The following is a 13,921-nucleotide window of genomic DNA, read 5'->3' on the forward strand; positions in this document are numbered from 1 at the left end:
AGGGGTAGGGGGGAGAAGAGCGCTCAGGCGAGGCCGGAGCCGTTCAGGTGGGCGAAGGCGGCCGTGATGCGGGGGCGGTCGTAGCCGGTGGGGCCGGCCGCGCCGCTGGAGAGCAGGGTGTGGAGCAGGATCCGGGCCTTGGCGGGGTCGAGGGGGCCGGCCGGGATCAGTCCGTGGTGCAGCAGGTCGTATTCGGAGCCGGGGCCGCGGTAGGTGCCCGAGAGGGTCGCTCCGCCGCCCGTACGGGAGGCCAGGACGACCGGGATGCGGCGGGCGAGCTCGGCGAGCGGGTCGACGAACCAGGCGGGGACGTGGCCGGCGCCGAAGGCGGCGACGACGAGGCCCTGGAAGCGGTGGTCGACGGCTTCGAGGAGTTCGCCGCGGTCGCCCTGCGCGAGGGTGAGGAGGGCCACCCGTACCGACGGGTCGAACCTCAGCGGGCAGAGCGCGGCGCGGCCGGCGGGGCGGAGCAGGATCCGGGGCTCGCCCTCGACAACGGTGCCGAGCGGGCCCGCGCCGGGCGAGGCGAAGGTGGTGAGCGAGGTCGTGTGGGTCTTGCGGGCGAGGCGGGCCGCGTGGATCTCGTCGGCCAGAACAACCAGGACGCCGAGGTTCCGGCAGGCGGGGTCGGCGGCGACGGCGAGCGCGGCGGCGAGGTTGGCGGGGCCGTCGGCGCCGGGCAGGTCGGGGCGGCGCATGGCGCCGGTGACGGCGATCGGCTGCTCGGTGGTGCAGAGCAGGTCGAGGAGGAACGCGGTCTCCTCCAGGGTGTCGGTGCCCTGGACGACGACCACGCCGGAGCCGTCGGCGACGGTGGCGCGGACCTCTGCGGCGAGGGCGGCCAGGTCCTCGTGGGTGAGGGAGGAGCTGGGGACGCGCCGGAAGTCGCGGAGGACGACGTCCTCGGGCGCGCCCAGCTCGGCCAGGACCTCCTGGCCGGTCATACGGGCCGCGTCACCGCCTCGCGCGGAGATGGTCCCTCCGAGGGTGAAGACCGTGACGCGGGCCATCAGCGTGCTCCGTCCGCAATCGTCTCGTGGTGGCGGATGACCTCGGCGATGATGAAGTTCAGGAGCTTCTCCGCGAAGGCCGGGTCCAGTTTCGCGCTCTCCGCCAGTTCCCGCAGCCGGGCGATCTGGCGGGACTCGCGGGCGGGGTCGGCGGGAGGCAGCTTGTGCTCGGCCTTGAGGACGCCGACCTGCTGGGTGCACTTGAAGCGCTCGGCGAGCATGTGCACGACCGCGGCGTCGATGTTGTCGATGCTCTCGCGGAGCCGGGTCAGTTCGGCCCGTACGGAGTCGTCGACCGGGTGGGGCGGGGTGGAGGCGCTCATGATCTGCGAGCTTAGACGGATCTCGGGGCGATCGTGGGCGGGTGTTCGGGATCCGGAACGCGGTTGCTCCAGCCGCCGTGCACGGACCGGCCCTGCTGTTCGCGGAAGCGGATGGGCGCGGTGCCGACCCGGCGGGTGAAGAGCCGGGAGAAGTAGGCGGGGTCGTCGTAGCCGACGCGGCGGGCGACGGCCGCTACGGGGAGCTCGGTGGCGGCGAGGAGCTCCTTGGCGCGGCCGAGGCGGACGGTGAGCAGGTAGTCCTTGGGGCTGCAGCCGGCGGCCCGGCGGACGGCGGTGCGCAGCTCGGCGGAGGTCATGCCGTGCCGGGCGGCGTGTTCGGCGACGGAGAGCGGCTGGAAGGCGTCCCGGGCGAGGGCGGCGAGGACGGGGTCGCCGTCCGCGTTGGTGTCGGCGCGGGCGCGGCGCAGGGCGACGAGCAGCTCGTGGACGGCGGCGCCGGTCTCGACCTCCAGGAGGGGGTTGCCGGGGCGGGCGGCGCGGGCGATCCGGCCGATGGCGGCGCGGGCGGGGGCGGCGTCGGAGAGGGGCACGACGGGCCGGTCGGGCTCTATGTAGCCGAGCTCGGTGTAGGTGGCGGTGGCGGGTCCCGAGAAGTCGACGAAGGCCTCGTCCCAGCCGGTGCCGGGGTCGGCGGCGTAGTGGTGGGGGGTGCCGGGGGTGAGCCAGATGAGCGCGGGGGCGGTGACGGTGGTGCGGCGCCCGTCGGCGCCCCGGTACCAGCCGCCGCCGGCGGAGACGACGACGGCGACGTGGTGGTCGAGGGTGCGGGGACCGACGGTGGGCAGGGTGCCGTGCTGGAGTCCGACGCCGAGGCAGACGAGGCCGAGGCGGTGGTGGACGGGGCTGGGCGTGAAGTAGCGCATCCAGGTGTGGTACATCGGCTCGCGTGCCCTCCTCCGGACCCGTCCTTAGGTCCAAACAGCGACGATCTTTGTCCATGGACCGGTCCGCCGCCAGAGGGTGAGGGTGAGGCCATGAGCACGTTCGCTGTGGGTGACGAGGACTTTCTGCTCGACGGGCGGCCGGTGCGCCTCCTCTCGGGGGCGCTGCACTACTTCCGGGTGCACGAGGCGCACTGGGAGCATCGGCTCGGGATGCTGCGCGCGATGGGCCTCGGCTGTGTCGAGACGTACGTCCCCTGGAACCTGTACGCGCCTGAGCCCGGCCGGTACGGGGACGTGGAGGCGCTCGGCCGGTTCCTGGACGCGGTGGAGCGGGCCGGGATGCTCGCGATCGTGCGCCCGGGGCCGTACATCTGCGCCGAGTGGGAGAACGGCGGCCTCCCGCACTGGCTGACGGGCCCGCTCGGGCGGCGCGTGCGGACCCTCGACCCGGAGTTCCTGGCGCCGGTGGAGGCCTGGTTCCGGCGGCTGCTCCCGCAGGTGGTGGAGCGGCAGGTCGACCGGGGCGGTCCGGTGATCCTGGTGCAGGTCGAGAACGAGTACGGGAGTTACGGCAGCGACCGGGGCTATCTGGAGTGGCTGGCGGAGCTGCTGCGCGCGTGCGGGGTGAGCGTGCCGCTGTTCACCTCGGACGGGCCGGAGGACCACATGCTGACGGGTGGTTCGGTGCCGGGGATCCTCGCGACGGCGAACTTCGGTTCGGGGGCGCGGGAGGGCTTCGCGACGCTGCGGCGCCATCAGCCCTCGGGGCCGCTGATGTGCATGGAGTTCTGGTGCGGCTGGTTCGACCACTGGGGAACGGAGCACGCGGTGCGGGACGCGGTGGACGCGGCGGCGGCGCTGCGGGAGATCCTGGAGTGCGGGGCGTCGGTCAACGTGTACATGGCGCACGGCGGGACCAACTTCGGCGGCTGGGCGGGCGCGAACCGGACCGGTGAGCTGCACGACGGGGTGCTGCGGCCGACGGTGACCTCGTACGACTACGACGCGCCGGTGGACGAGGCGGGGCGGCCGACGGAGAAGTTCCACCGCTTCCGCGAGGTGCTCGCGGAGTACGCGGAGGGGCCGCTGCCCGAGGTGCCCGAGCCGCCGGCGTGGCTCGCGGCCCCGGTGCGGGGCGTCCTCGACGGGTGGGCGCCGCTCGGTGAGGTCCTGGAGGTGCTCGGCGACGAGGAGGTGCGCGCGCCGATGCCGCCGACCTTCGAGGAGCTGGGCGTGGACCGGGGTCTGGTCCGCTACCGGGTGGCGGTGCCGGGGCCCCGGCAGCCGTACCCGCTGGGGGTGACGGGGCTGCGGGACCGGGCGACGGTGTACGTCGACGGGGTCCTCGCGGGGGTCCTGGACGCCGAGGACTCGGTGCTCGGCGGGCCGGTGGCGGGGCCGGCGGTGGTGGACCTGTGGGTGGAGTCGCTGGGCCGGGTCAACTACGGGCCGCGGCTCGCGGAGCCGAAGGGGATCACGGGCGGGGTGCGGCACGAGCGGCAGTACCTGCACGGGGTACGGGCGCGGGGCCTGCGCCTGGACGCCTTCGAGGCGGCGGCGGTGACGAAGGTGCCGTTCCGGCCGGTGGCCGGGCCGACGGGGGACGTCGGGGAGGCCGGAGACCGCAGGGAGGCCGGGGACGGGCGGGAGGCCGGGGACGGGCGGGAGGCAGGTCCGGGGCTCTACCGGGCGGTGGTGGAGGTGGCCGGGCCGGGGGACGCGACGCTCTCCCTGCCGGGCGCGACGCGCGGCTTCGTCTGGGTGAACGGCTTCTGCCTGGGCCGGTACTGGAGCGCCGGCCCGCAGGACTCGCTGTTCGTGCCGGGGCCGGTGCTGCGGGAAGGCGGCAACGAGGTGTGGGTGCTGGAGCTGGAGGGCGGGGCGGGGGACGTACGGATGGCCTGAGGTGTACGGGGGCGGTCGCCGCCCCCGTACACCTCGGGTCCTTACCTGTCCGTACCGGTCCGTTCGCTACCGGTCCGTACCGGTCCGTTCGCTACCGGTCCGTTCGCTACCGGTCCGTTCGCTACCGGTCCGCGCTACAGCGTGGCCGCGGCCGACTTGATCGCGGCGGCGAAGGTCGAGACCTCCGTGTAGACGCCGGGGTAGCCGGCCCGTGCGCAGCCCTCGCCCCAGCTCACGATGCCGACCTGGATCCAGGCTCCGGCGTTGTCCTTGCGGAACATCGGGCCGCCGGAGTCACCCTGACAGGTGTCGACCCCACCCTCGTCGTACCCGGCGCAGATCTCCTCACCGGGGACGAGGGAGCTGCCGTACGCGCTCTGGCAGTCGGCGTCCGAGACGAACGGGACGGTCGCCTTGCGCAGGTAGCGCTGCTGCGCGCCGCCCTCGCGGGTGCCACCCCAACCGGCCACCGTGAAGATGCCGCTGTTGTACGCGGTCGTCTCGGCGATCTTGAGGGTGGGCACCGAGGTGATCGGCGAGGCCAGCTTGATCAGGGCCCAGTCCTTGCCCGTGCCGTTGTAGCCGGGGGCCTGGAGGACCTTGGTGGACTTGACCTTGATGGCGCTGCTGGACTGGAGGTCCACGACCCCGACGGTGGCGGTGATGCCCGTGTTGTTGCCGGAGCCGCTCACACAGTGGGCCGCGGTGAGGACGATCTGCGGGGTGAGCATCGAGCCGCCGCAGCCCATGGAGAGCCTGACCATCCAGGGGAACTCGCCCTGGGCGGCGCGCACTCCGCCGACGACGGGGGCCGGGGCGGCGGAGGCGGTGGTGGTGGGCTGGAGGCTGACGGCGGCGAGGACGACGGCGCCGGCCGCGGCGAGTTTCTGGAGAGCGCTGACCAGTCGGTTCTTCTTCACGCGTGCTCCTTCGTTCATGGGGGGTTGAGCCCGACGGGGTATGACATGCGCCCGTCAAGCCATGTCCGGATTATGGACAGCGCCCAACTGCCGCCACAAGAAAGCCTTTTCGGCCAGACCGGTGGGGGGACCGTACAGTGGGAGGGAGGGGGGATCCGGTATGCCGAACCGCCATGGGGCCGACCGTGTCGTCGTCCACGGCTTCCCGCACCACGCGGCGGTCCGCGCCTCGCTCACCGCGCTCTACCGGCGTCTCTCCCCTGATGGCGTGCACCGCTACCCGCTGAGCGTGCCGGCCTCCGACACCGCCATCGGCGACGACGAGGACCTCCATCTGGGCACCCGGCGGGTGGCCCGCGCCCTCGTCCGCCACCTGCGGTTGCCCGAGGCCCGGATCGTGGCGAGTTTCCGCCCGATGGAGCACGCGGCGACCGTCGGGCTCGCGGCCGGACCCGAGTACTTCGTGGAGCTCAACGACCGCTTCCGGACCCGCCGCCGGGACATCGGCGCCGCCTTGGCCCACGAGATCACCCACGTCCTGCTGCACCGGCTCGGGCTCGGCTTCCCCGGCACCGCCGAGAACGAGATCCTCACCGACGTCACGACCGCCTATCTGGGCGCGGGCTGGCTGCTCCTCGACGCGTACCGCCAGGACGGGGTCGAGAGCCAGAGGCTGGGCTATCTGACCCCGGAGGAGTTCGGCTACGTCCTCGCCAAGCGGGCCGAGGTGTTCGGGGAGGACCCCTCGCCGTGGTTCACCAGCGACGTGGCGTACGAGGCGTGGGTACGGGGCCGGGCCGAGGCGCGGCGGGAGCGTCGGCTGCCGCCGCTGGCCGGGGCGGCCTGGGCGGAGCGGCGGCGGTACGGGAGGGAGCGGCGCCAGGGCCGGGCGGCGCCGGGAGCCCCGTACGGCTTCGACGGCGGGGCCCCCGCGACCGGCGTCTCCTTCGCCTGCCCCGTCTGCCTCCAGCGGCTGCGGATCCCGGCCGGGCGGACCCTGCGGGCCCGGTGCGGGGTGTGCGCGTCGGTCGTGGAGTGCGCGGGCTGACTCCGTAAGGGAGTTCGACGGCGAGCGGCCCGACCCGCCGTCCCGGCAATGGATTTGCGCCATGCGCGGACGACGGGTCAGGGTCGGTGCATGAGTACGTTGTTCGACGCCATCCGAGCCGGGGACGAGAACGAGGCCGTGCGGGCCCTGCGGAGCGGGGCCGACCCCGAGGGCCGGGAGGACGGGGAGACCGCGCTCTACCGGGCGGCCGTCGGCGACGAGGCCGGGATCGTACGGTTGCTGCTCGCCGCCGGCGCGGATCCGGGGCGGCGGAGCGGCGAGGACGGCGGGGACCTGCCGCTGTGCGGGGCCGCCTGCGGCGGGCACTCCGAGGTCGTCCTGGCGCTGCTCGCGGGCGGGGCGCGGGCCGACCAGGAGGAGGAGTTCGGCTTCACGGCCCTCGCCTGGGCGCTCCGGCTCGGGCACGCCGACACGGCGCGGGTGCTCCTGGAGCACGGGGCCGACCCGGACCGGCCGGGGCCCGACGGGTTCCTCCCCCTCGTCGCCGCCGGCCGGCGCGGCTCCACCGCGTGCGTACGGGCGCTGCTCGACCACGGGGCGACGGGCCGGGAGGCCGCGCTGCGGGAGGCGCGGCGGTGGATCGGCGCCGACATCGCGGCGGAGCTGCGACGGGGGCTCGTCGCGGGGAACGACGGCGGGGAGACGTACGAGGCGGTCGTCCGCCGGGTCCGGGAGGACGGCGGGGTGACGGTCGTCGTCGAGCTGCTGCGGGAGGACGGGGCGCCCACGCGCGGCGACGAGCGGCAGACCGGTCACGCGGCGATCGCCACGCTCCTGGAGGCGGCGATGGGGCTGCACACCCCGCACGAGGAGCTCGCGGCGCGGGCGCTGCGCTGCGGGGATCCGGAGCTCGACGCCTGGACGACGGCGGTGGCCGAACTCGCGGGCCGGGCCGACGAGGAGACCTTCGTGGCGGCGGCCGGCTGGTGCGCCTACCGCGACCCGATGCGGCGGGCGCTCGGCGCGCGGGTCCTCGGCGCGCTGCCCGGCTTCGCGGCGAGCGCGCTGCCGGTGCTGCGACGACTGGCGTCCGAGGCGGTGCCGCCGGGGCGGGAGCCCCTGCTGTCGACGGTGCTGGCACTCGGGGAGTGCGGGGACGCGGCGGCCGTGCCCGAGCTGCTGGCGGTGGCCGGGCATCCGGACGCGGCGGTGCGCCGGGCGGTCGCCGGGGCGTTGGCCGGGATCGTGCCGGCGGGGCACCCGGAGGCCATCGGAGTGCTGCTCGCGCTCAGCAGGGACGGCGACGCCCGGGTACGGGACTGGGCGACGCTCGCCCTCGCGGAGCTGGCCGACGACACCCCGCGCGTACGGGAGGGGCTCGCGGAACGGCTCGGCGACGACGATCCGGAGACGGCGGCGGAGGCGGCCCGCGGCCTGGCGATCCGCCAGGACCCGCGCGCCGTGGACGCGCTGGCGTCGATCCTCGCGGACGGCGACCCGTCGGGCGCGGCCCGCGAGACGGCGCTCGCCGCACTCGAACACCTCCGCGACGCGCGCGTCAGAACCCGCCTGGAGTGGACGACTCCGCGACGGGGCTGAGGGCCTCCGGCGGCCCCCTGTCACCCCCGGGGACCGCGGCGAGCTGCGAGGACCAAGCTCTGAACCAGCTCAACTCCCGTGACTGCGGGCTTCCCGGCGGGAAGGATCACCGCACATCGACCAGAGGTCCGGGGGACACGTACATGAAGATCACACAGACCTGCCTCGCGACGGGTGTCGCCGTCGTGCTGCTCACGGGCACGGCCGCCTGTACGTCCGGTGGCGACGAGCCGGCCGTCCGGGCCGTCCGCACGACCGAGGCCGCGGCCTGCGAGAACGGCACGTACACATGGTCCCGCGTCGACAAGCGGGACGTCCTGACCGGCGTCGCCGAGAAGCAGGAGCTCGGCGAGGGGGGCGGGGCGCTGACGCACGAGCCGGCGCCGCTCCACACGCCGCGCGTCGCCGTCACGTTCGAGGAGGGGCCGCGGGTCGACCCCGAGGCCACGCTTCGGGCGCTGGGCGCCCGGGTCGGCGAGGAGGTCGGTGACGACTCCGCGTTCGCCGATGTCCGCAGGCCCGCGCCGAAGCTCGACACGGGCAGCACCAGCGTCGACGGCGCCGGGACCTTCGTGGAGTACGCCTGGGTACGGCAGGTCAGCGCCGACTTCCGCTACACCTGCGGGGACGGCAGGCGGGCGGCGGGCCGCGCGACCAGCTGGATCGTCGACGGTTCGGGCGTCCTGGAGTGCACGGAAGCCCTCGGGAACGCGCGGGAGGGAGAACCGGCGCTGGCGGCGGCCCGGCTGTCCTGCGACCCCGACGCCCCGGCCACCGGGACCGGCAGGACCTGACCGGGACCGGCAGGACCTGACCGGGGCGGGGCGGGGCGACCGGGCCGGGTCAGGCGGGCCAGGCCGGACCGCGCCGAGCGGGCCGAGCCGAGCCGGAGCAGGCCGGACCGAGCCGGGCCGGCCGAGCTCGGCCGAACCGAGCCGGGCCGGGTCAGGCGGGCCGGGCCTCGTCAGACCGGGCAGGCCGAGGGCGCGTCGCATCACCCCGGGCCGCCCGCTCAGGCCCCGTAGACCGGGCTCGGGGGTTCCGACCTCTCGAGGAGCTTCCGGGCCGTCTCCCCCGCCTCCGCCGGGGTCCTGCGAGCGCCCTTGTCCTCCGTGGGGCCCTGCCGCCAGCCCTCCATGACGGTGAGGCGGCCTCCCTCCGCCTCGAAGACCCTGCCCGTCACCCCGGCCGAGTCGGCCGAGCCCAGCCACACCACCAGCGGCGAGACGTCCTCCGGCAGGGCGTCGAGGCCGTCGAAGACCTGTTCCGTCATCCGGGTCCTCGCGGCCGGGGCGATCGCGTTGACCTGGACCCCGTACCGGGCCAGTTCCGCCGCCGCGACGAGCGTGAGGCCGACGATCCCGGCCTTGGCCGCCGCGTAGTTGCCCTGGCCCACGCTGCCGAGCAGCCCCGCCCCCGAGGTGGTGTGGACGACCCGCGCCTCCGGGGCGCGCCCCGCCTTCGTCTCCGCCCGCCAGTGCGCGGCCGCGTGCCGCAGCGGCAGGAAATGGCCCTTCACATGGACGCGCATGACCGCGTCCCAGTCCTCCTCGTCGAGGTTGACGAGCATCCGGTCGCGCAGGAAGCCCGCGTTGCTGACGAGCGTGTCGAGCCGCCCGTACGTGTCGAGGGCGGCCGCGACCAGCGATCCGGCGCCCTCCGTCGTGGCGATGTCGCCGCCGTGGGCGACGGCCTCGCCGCCGGCGGCCGTGATCTCCTCCACGACCCGCGCCGCCGGACTGTCGGGCCCGGGGCGGCCGTCGAGCCCGACGCCGAGGTCGTTGACGACGACCCGGGCCCCCTCCGCGGCGAAGGCCAGCGCGTGCGCCCGGCCGAGCCCCCTTCCACCGCCCGTCACGATCACCACGCGTCCGTCGCACAGTCCCATGTCAGTTCTCCTTGTCGGCGGTCGAGTTCCCCGCGGTCGAGATCTCCGCGGTCGGGTTCCCCGCGATCGAGTCCTTCGCGGTCGAGTTCCCCGCGGTCTGGTTCTCCGCGGTCTGGTTCTCCGCGGTCTGGTTCTCCGCGGTCGAGCGGTTGGCGGTCGCGGCGTCCAGGAAGGCGGGGCGCTCCCCGCCCCCGTGCACGAGGAGCGAGGCTCCCGAGACGTAGGCCGCCCGGTCGGAGGCGAGGAAGACGGCCGCCTCCCCGATCTCGTCCGGTGCGGCCAGCCGGCCCAGCGGTACGGTCCTGCCGACGGCGGCGAGCCCCGCCTCGTCCCCGTAGTGCAGGTGGGACAGTTCGGTCCTGACCATGCCGAGGACGAGCGTGTTGACCCGCACCTCGGGCGCCCATTCGACGGCCATCGAGCGGGCGAGGTTCTCCAGGCCGGCCTTGGCCGCGCCGTACGCGGCCGTGCCCGGTGAGGGCCTGGTCCCGCTGACGCTGCCGATCATGACGACCGCGCCGCGCGAGGCCCGCAGGAGCGGGTGTGCGGCAAGGCTGACGGCGAGCGGAGCGGTGAGGTTCAACTCGACGACGCGCGCGTGCCGTTCGGCCTCACCTTCGCCGAGGAGGCGGTACGGCGTGCCGCCCGCGTTGTTGACGAGCGCGTCGAGCCGCCCGTACCGCTCGGCGAAGTCCGCGAAGAACTCCCGTACGGCGGCGGGTTCCCGCAGGTCCAGTGGGTGGAACTCGGCGGTGCGGCCCGCCGCTTCGACCGGGGTGCCCGGGGGCCTGCGGGCGCAGACCGCGACCCGGGCGCCGGCCCGGAGAAAGGCGCGTGCGACGCCCGCCCCGACGCCACGCGTTCCGCCGGTGACGAGCACGACCCTCCCGTCCAGCTCCATCGGCTGCTACCTTCCTCCTCAGATCACCTAACAAACGTTTGGTGGAAAGGTAGCTGATCCGCTCATGGGTGTCTCCACCTCTCGCCCCACCGCGGGCGTGGCCCTGGTCACCGTCGACTTCCCACCCGTCAACGCCCTTCCCGTCAAGGGCTGGTACGCGCTCGCCGACGCCGTCCGCACCGCGGGCCGCGACCCGGACGTCCGCTGCGTCGTCCTCACCGCCGAGGGCCGCGGCTTCAACGCGGGCGTCGACATCAAGGAGCTCCAGCGCGACCCGGGGCACACCTCCCTGATCGGCGCCAACAGCGGCTGCGCCGAGGCGTTCGCCGCCGTGTACGAGTGCGAGGTCCCGGTCGTCGCGGCCGTCGGCGGCCACTGCCTGGGCGGCGGCATCGGGCTCGTCGGCAACGCCGACGCGATCGTCGCCGCCGAGGACGCCGTCTTCGGCCTTCCCGAACTGGACCGGGGCGCGCTCGGCGCCGCGACCCATCTCGCCCGGCTCGTACCGCAGCACCTGATGCGGACCCTCTACTACACCTCGCGGACCGCGACCGCCGCCGAACTGCACGCCCACGGTTCGGTGTGGAAGGTGGTCCCGCGTACGGAACTCCTGTCGGCCGCACTGGAGTTGGCGGCGGAGATCGCCGCGAAGGACGGATCTCTCCTCCGTCTCGCCAAGGCCGCTCTCAACGGCATCGACCCCGTGGACGTCCGGCGCAGCTACCGCTTCGAGCAGGGCTTCACCTTCGAGGCCAATCTCAGCGGTGTCGCCGACCGGGTCCGCGACACCTTCGGAAAGGAGGGCTCCGCGTGACCGACAAGACCATGACCCCCGAGGACGTCGTCGGGCGGCTGCGCAGCGGCATGACCGTCGGCATCGGCGGCTGGGGTTCCCGTCGCAAGCCGATGGCCCTGGTCAGGGCGATTCTCCGGAGCGACCTGACCGATCTCACGGTGGTCTCCTACGGCGGCCCGGACGTCGGGCTGCTCGCCGCCGCGGGCCGGATCCGGCGGCTCGTGGCCCCCTTCGTCACCCTCGACTCCATCGCCCTCGAACCGCACTTCCGGGCCGCTCGCGAGAACGGCACCCTCGCGATGACCGAGCTCGACGAGGCCATGTTCATGTGGGGGCTGCAGGCCGCCGTCCACCGGCTCCCCTTCCTGCCCGTCCGCGCCGGCCTCGGCTCGGACGTCATGCGGGTCAACCCCGAGCTGCGGACGGTGAGATCGCCCTACGCGGACGGGGAGGAGTTCGTCGCCGTGCCGGCCCTGCGCCTCGACGCCGCGCTCGTCCACGTCAACCGGGCCGACCGGCTCGGCAACGGCCAGTACCTGGGCCCCGACCCGTACTTCGACGACCTCTTCTGCGAGGCGGCGGACACCGCGTACGTCTCGTGCGAGCGGCTCGTCGACGACGCCGTCGGGTTCGGGCCCGACGCCGTCCCGCAGTCCCTCCTCATCAGCCGGCACAGCGTCACCGGGGTGGTCGAGACCCCGAACGGGGCGCACTTCACCTCCTGCGTCCCCGACCACGACCGCGACGAGCCCTTCCAGAAGCTCTACGCGACCACCCCCTGGCCCGAGTTCGCCGCCCGCTTCCTCTCCGGGAAGACCGAGGAGGACTACCAGCACGCCGTCCAGGCCTGGCACAAGGAGCAGCAGTCGTGACGACCGGTCCCGCCCCGACCCGCGCCGAGTACTGCGCCCTCGCCTGCGCCGAGGCCTGGCGCGGGGCGGGCGAGGTGCTCGCCAGCCCCATGGGTCTGATCCCCTCCGTCGGCGCCCGCCTCGCCAAGCGCACCTTCTCCCCCGACCTGCTCCTCACCGACGGCGAGGCGCTGCTCGTCGGCCTCGACGGGCGGCCCGAGGGCTGGCTGCCGTACCGCCGCCATCTCGCGATGGTCACCGGCGGGCGGCGCCACGTGATGATGGGCGCGAGCCAGATCGACCGGTACGGCAACCAGAACATCTCCTGCGTCGGCGACTGGGAGCGGCCGACCCGCCAGCTCCTCGGGGTGCGCGGAGCCCCCGTCAACACCCTGAACAACCCGGTGAGTTACTGGATCCCCCGGCACTCGAAGCGGGTCTTCGTCGAGCAGGTCGACATGGTCTGCGGGGTCGGTTACGACCGGGCGGGCGACGCCCCCTTCCACCGGCTCGCGCGGGTCGTCAGCGACCTCGGGGTCTTCGACTTCGCGACCCCGGACCACCGGATGCGGCTCGTGTCCACGCACCCGGGGGTGACGGTCGACGAGGTGCGGGCCGCGACCGGCTTCGAGCTCGCGATCGACGCCGACGTGCCCGCCACCCGCGAGCCGAGCCCCGAGGAGCTGCGCCTCATCCGCGAGGTCCTCGACCCCAAGGGGCTGCGGGACCGCGAGGTCGCGCCCCGATGAGGACCGCCCTCACCGAGCTGACCGGGGTCCGCCACCCGATCGTGCAGACCGGCATGGGCTGGGTCGCCGGACCCCGGCTCGTCTCCGCCACCGCGAACGCGGGCGCGCTCGGCATCCTCGCCTCCGCGACCATGACCGTGGACGAGCTGCGCGCCGCCGTCCGCGAGGTCGGGTCCCGTACGGACCGGCCCTTCGGGGTGAACCTGCGCGCCGACGCGGGCGACGCCCGCGAACGGGTCCGGATCATCGTCGACGAGGGCGTACGGGTCGCCTCCTTCGCCCTCGCCCCCTCCCGGGACCTGATCGCCGAGCTCAAGGACGCCGGGGTCGTCGTCATCCCGTCCGTCGGGGCCCGGCGGCACGCCGAGAAGGTCGCCGGGTGGGGTGCGGACGCGGTGCTCGTCCAGGGCGGCGAGGGCGGCGGGCACACCGGCGAGGTCGCGACGAGCGTGCTGCTGCCGCAGGTCGTGGACGCCGTCGACATCCCGGTGATCGCGGCCGGCGGCTTCCGCGACGGGCGCGGCCTGGTCGCGGCCCTCGCGCAGGGCGCGGCCGGCATCGCCATGGGCACCCGCTTCCTGCTCACCGCCGACTCGACCGTGCCGGACGCGGTGAAGGCCCGCTATCTGGCGGCCACGGTCAAGGACGTCACCGTCACGACCGCCGTCGACGGGCTGCCGCACCGGATGCTCCGCACCGAGCTCGTCGCCTCCCTGGAGGACGCGGGCCGGGTACGGGCGCTGGCGGCGGCCCTGCGCCGGGCGGCGGGCTTCCGCAGGCTCTCCGGGCTCTCCTGGGCGGCGATGGTCCGCGACGGGCTCGCGATGCGCCACGGGAAGGACCTGTCCTGGAGCCAGATCCTGCTCGCCGCGAACACCCCGATGCTCCTGAGGGCGTCCATGGTCGAGGGCCGCACCGACCTCGGCGTGATGGCCTCGGGTCAGGTCGCGGGCGTGATCGACGACCTCCCCAGCTGCGAGGAGCTCGTCTCCCGGATCATGACCGAGGCCGCGCACGTGCTCCGCACGCTTCCCCGTCCCGATTCCGTCAGCCCGTAAGTCCGTG

The 13,921-nt window shown here is 74.6% G+C and carries 13 protein-coding genes and 1 pseudogene; 8 read left to right on the forward strand and 6 right to left on the reverse strand.

The annotated features are described in order from the left end of the window. Nucleotides 1-23: 23 nt before the first annotated feature. From OG580_RS08590 to OG580_RS08600, 3 genes are read right to left on the reverse strand one after another with little or no spacing between them, the layout of a single operon-like run. The gene (locus OG580_RS08590) at nucleotides 24-1,010 is read right to left on the reverse strand and encodes an asparaginase (RefSeq protein WP_267043036.1); all 987 of its coding nucleotides are present in this window, start codon (nucleotides 1,008-1,010) and stop codon (nucleotides 24-26) included. Next, nucleotides 1,010-1,333 carry a chorismate mutase gene (locus OG580_RS08595; RefSeq protein WP_267043037.1) on the reverse strand — a complete coding sequence of 108 codons (324 nt, stop codon included), beginning with the start codon at nucleotides 1,331-1,333 and terminating at the stop codon, nucleotides 1,010-1,012. Before OG580_RS08595 ends, OG580_RS08590 begins: the two co-directional genes overlap by 1 nt. An 11-nt stretch (nucleotides 1,334-1,344) precedes the next feature. Continuing rightward, complete coding sequence (locus tag OG580_RS08600; protein WP_267043038.1) at nucleotides 1,345-2,232, reverse strand: AraC family transcriptional regulator; 888 nt, start codon at nucleotides 2,230-2,232, stop codon at nucleotides 1,345-1,347. Between the two features lie 96 nt (nucleotides 2,233-2,328). On the opposite strand from OG580_RS08600, the gene OG580_RS08605 reads away from it, so the two are divergent. Then, the gene (locus OG580_RS08605; protein ID WP_267043039.1) at nucleotides 2,329-4,143 is read left to right on the forward strand and encodes a glycoside hydrolase family 35 protein; all 1,815 of its coding nucleotides are present in this window, start codon (nucleotides 2,329-2,331) and stop codon (nucleotides 4,141-4,143) included. A gap of 134 nt (nucleotides 4,144-4,277) precedes the next feature. Here OG580_RS08605 and OG580_RS08610 read toward each other — a convergent pair whose 3' ends face one another. Continuing rightward, nucleotides 4,278-5,063, reverse strand: coding sequence for a trypsin-like serine protease (locus OG580_RS08610; RefSeq protein WP_267043040.1), 786 nt, complete (start codon nucleotides 5,061-5,063; stop codon nucleotides 4,278-4,280). 160 nt (nucleotides 5,064-5,223) lie between these two features. Here OG580_RS08610 and OG580_RS08615 point away from each other — a divergent pair, with 160 nt between their 5' ends. The 3 genes from OG580_RS08615 (at nucleotide 5,224) to OG580_RS08625 (ending at nucleotide 8,465) form a co-directional block, all read left to right on the forward strand. Further along, the gene (locus OG580_RS08615) at nucleotides 5,224-6,111 is read left to right on the forward strand and encodes a hypothetical protein (RefSeq protein WP_267043041.1); all 888 of its coding nucleotides are present in this window, start codon (nucleotides 5,224-5,226) and stop codon (nucleotides 6,109-6,111) included. Between the two features lie 90 nt (nucleotides 6,112-6,201). Beyond that, nucleotides 6,202-7,671, forward strand: a complete 1,470-nt coding sequence (locus OG580_RS08620) for an ankyrin repeat domain-containing protein (protein ID WP_267043042.1) — start codon at nucleotides 6,202-6,204, stop codon at nucleotides 7,669-7,671. 143 nt (nucleotides 7,672-7,814) lie between these two features. Continuing rightward, a complete protein-coding gene (locus tag OG580_RS08625; RefSeq protein ID WP_267043043.1) occupies nucleotides 7,815-8,465 on the forward strand; it encodes a hypothetical protein in 651 nt (216 codons plus the stop codon). A gap of 218 nt (nucleotides 8,466-8,683) precedes the next feature. Here the strand turns inward: OG580_RS08625 and OG580_RS08630 are convergent, their stop codons facing one another. Beyond that, a complete protein-coding gene (locus OG580_RS08630; RefSeq protein ID WP_267043044.1) occupies nucleotides 8,684-9,559 on the reverse strand; it encodes an SDR family oxidoreductase in 876 nt (291 codons plus the stop codon). A gap of 148 nt (nucleotides 9,560-9,707) precedes the next feature. Then, nucleotides 9,708-10,460 (reverse strand): annotated as a pseudogene (locus OG580_RS08635) (SDR family oxidoreductase); the annotation flags it as partial. A 64-nt stretch (nucleotides 10,461-10,524) separates the two neighbouring features. Here OG580_RS08635 and OG580_RS08640 point away from each other — a divergent pair. From OG580_RS08640 to OG580_RS08655, 4 genes are read left to right on the forward strand one after another with little or no spacing between them, the layout of a single operon-like run. Beyond that, entirely contained in the window at nucleotides 10,525-11,274 is a 750-nt protein-coding gene (locus tag OG580_RS08640) for an enoyl-CoA hydratase family protein (protein ID WP_267043046.1), read from the forward strand. Beyond that, entirely contained in the window at nucleotides 11,271-12,128 is an 858-nt protein-coding gene (locus OG580_RS08645; protein ID WP_267043047.1) for a CoA transferase subunit A, read from the forward strand. The genes OG580_RS08640 and OG580_RS08645 overlap by 4 nt, the downstream gene beginning before the upstream one ends. After that, complete coding sequence (locus tag OG580_RS08650) at nucleotides 12,125-12,856, forward strand: CoA-transferase subunit beta (protein WP_267043048.1); 732 nt, start codon at nucleotides 12,125-12,127, stop codon at nucleotides 12,854-12,856. Before OG580_RS08645 ends, OG580_RS08650 begins: the two co-directional genes overlap by 4 nt. Continuing rightward, the gene (locus tag OG580_RS08655; protein ID WP_267043049.1) at nucleotides 12,853-13,914 is read left to right on the forward strand and encodes a nitronate monooxygenase family protein; all 1,062 of its coding nucleotides are present in this window, start codon (nucleotides 12,853-12,855) and stop codon (nucleotides 13,912-13,914) included. The genes OG580_RS08650 and OG580_RS08655 overlap by 4 nt, the downstream gene beginning before the upstream one ends. Nucleotides 13,915-13,921 lie beyond the last annotated feature (7 nt).

This window comes from Streptomyces sp. NBC_00094 (assembly GCF_026343125.1).
Taxonomy (GTDB): Bacteria; Actinomycetota; Actinomycetes; order Streptomycetales; family Streptomycetaceae; genus Streptomyces.

Excerpts from the sequence above, each read along its gene's own strand:
- OG580_RS08600 (WP_267043038.1), bottom strand. The coding sequence starts at position 2,232 with ATGTACCACACCTGGATGCGCTACTTCACGCCCAGCCCCGTCCACCAC.
- OG580_RS08630 (WP_267043044.1), bottom strand. The coding sequence starts at position 9,559 with ATGGGACTGTGCGACGGACGCGTGGTGATCGTGACGGGCGGTGGAAGG.
- OG580_RS08605 (WP_267043039.1), top strand. The coding sequence starts at position 2,329 with ATGAGCACGTTCGCTGTGGGTGACGAGGACTTTCTGCTCGACGGGCGG.
- OG580_RS08620 (WP_267043042.1), top strand. The coding sequence starts at position 6,202 with ATGAGTACGTTGTTCGACGCCATCCGAGCCGGGGACGAGAACGAGGCC.
- OG580_RS08655 (WP_267043049.1), top strand. The coding sequence starts at position 12,853 with ATGAGGACCGCCCTCACCGAGCTGACCGGGGTCCGCCACCCGATCGTG.
- OG580_RS08595 (WP_267043037.1), bottom strand. The coding sequence starts at position 1,333 with ATGAGCGCCTCCACCCCGCCCCACCCGGTCGACGACTCCGTACGGGCC.
- OG580_RS08640 (WP_267043046.1), top strand. The coding sequence starts at position 10,525 with ATGGGTGTCTCCACCTCTCGCCCCACCGCGGGCGTGGCCCTGGTCACC.
- OG580_RS08615 (WP_267043041.1), top strand. The coding sequence starts at position 5,224 with ATGCCGAACCGCCATGGGGCCGACCGTGTCGTCGTCCACGGCTTCCCG.
- OG580_RS08625 (WP_267043043.1), top strand. The coding sequence starts at position 7,815 with ATGAAGATCACACAGACCTGCCTCGCGACGGGTGTCGCCGTCGTGCTG.
- OG580_RS08590 (WP_267043036.1), bottom strand. The coding sequence starts at position 1,010 with ATGGCCCGCGTCACGGTCTTCACCCTCGGAGGGACCATCTCCGCGCGA.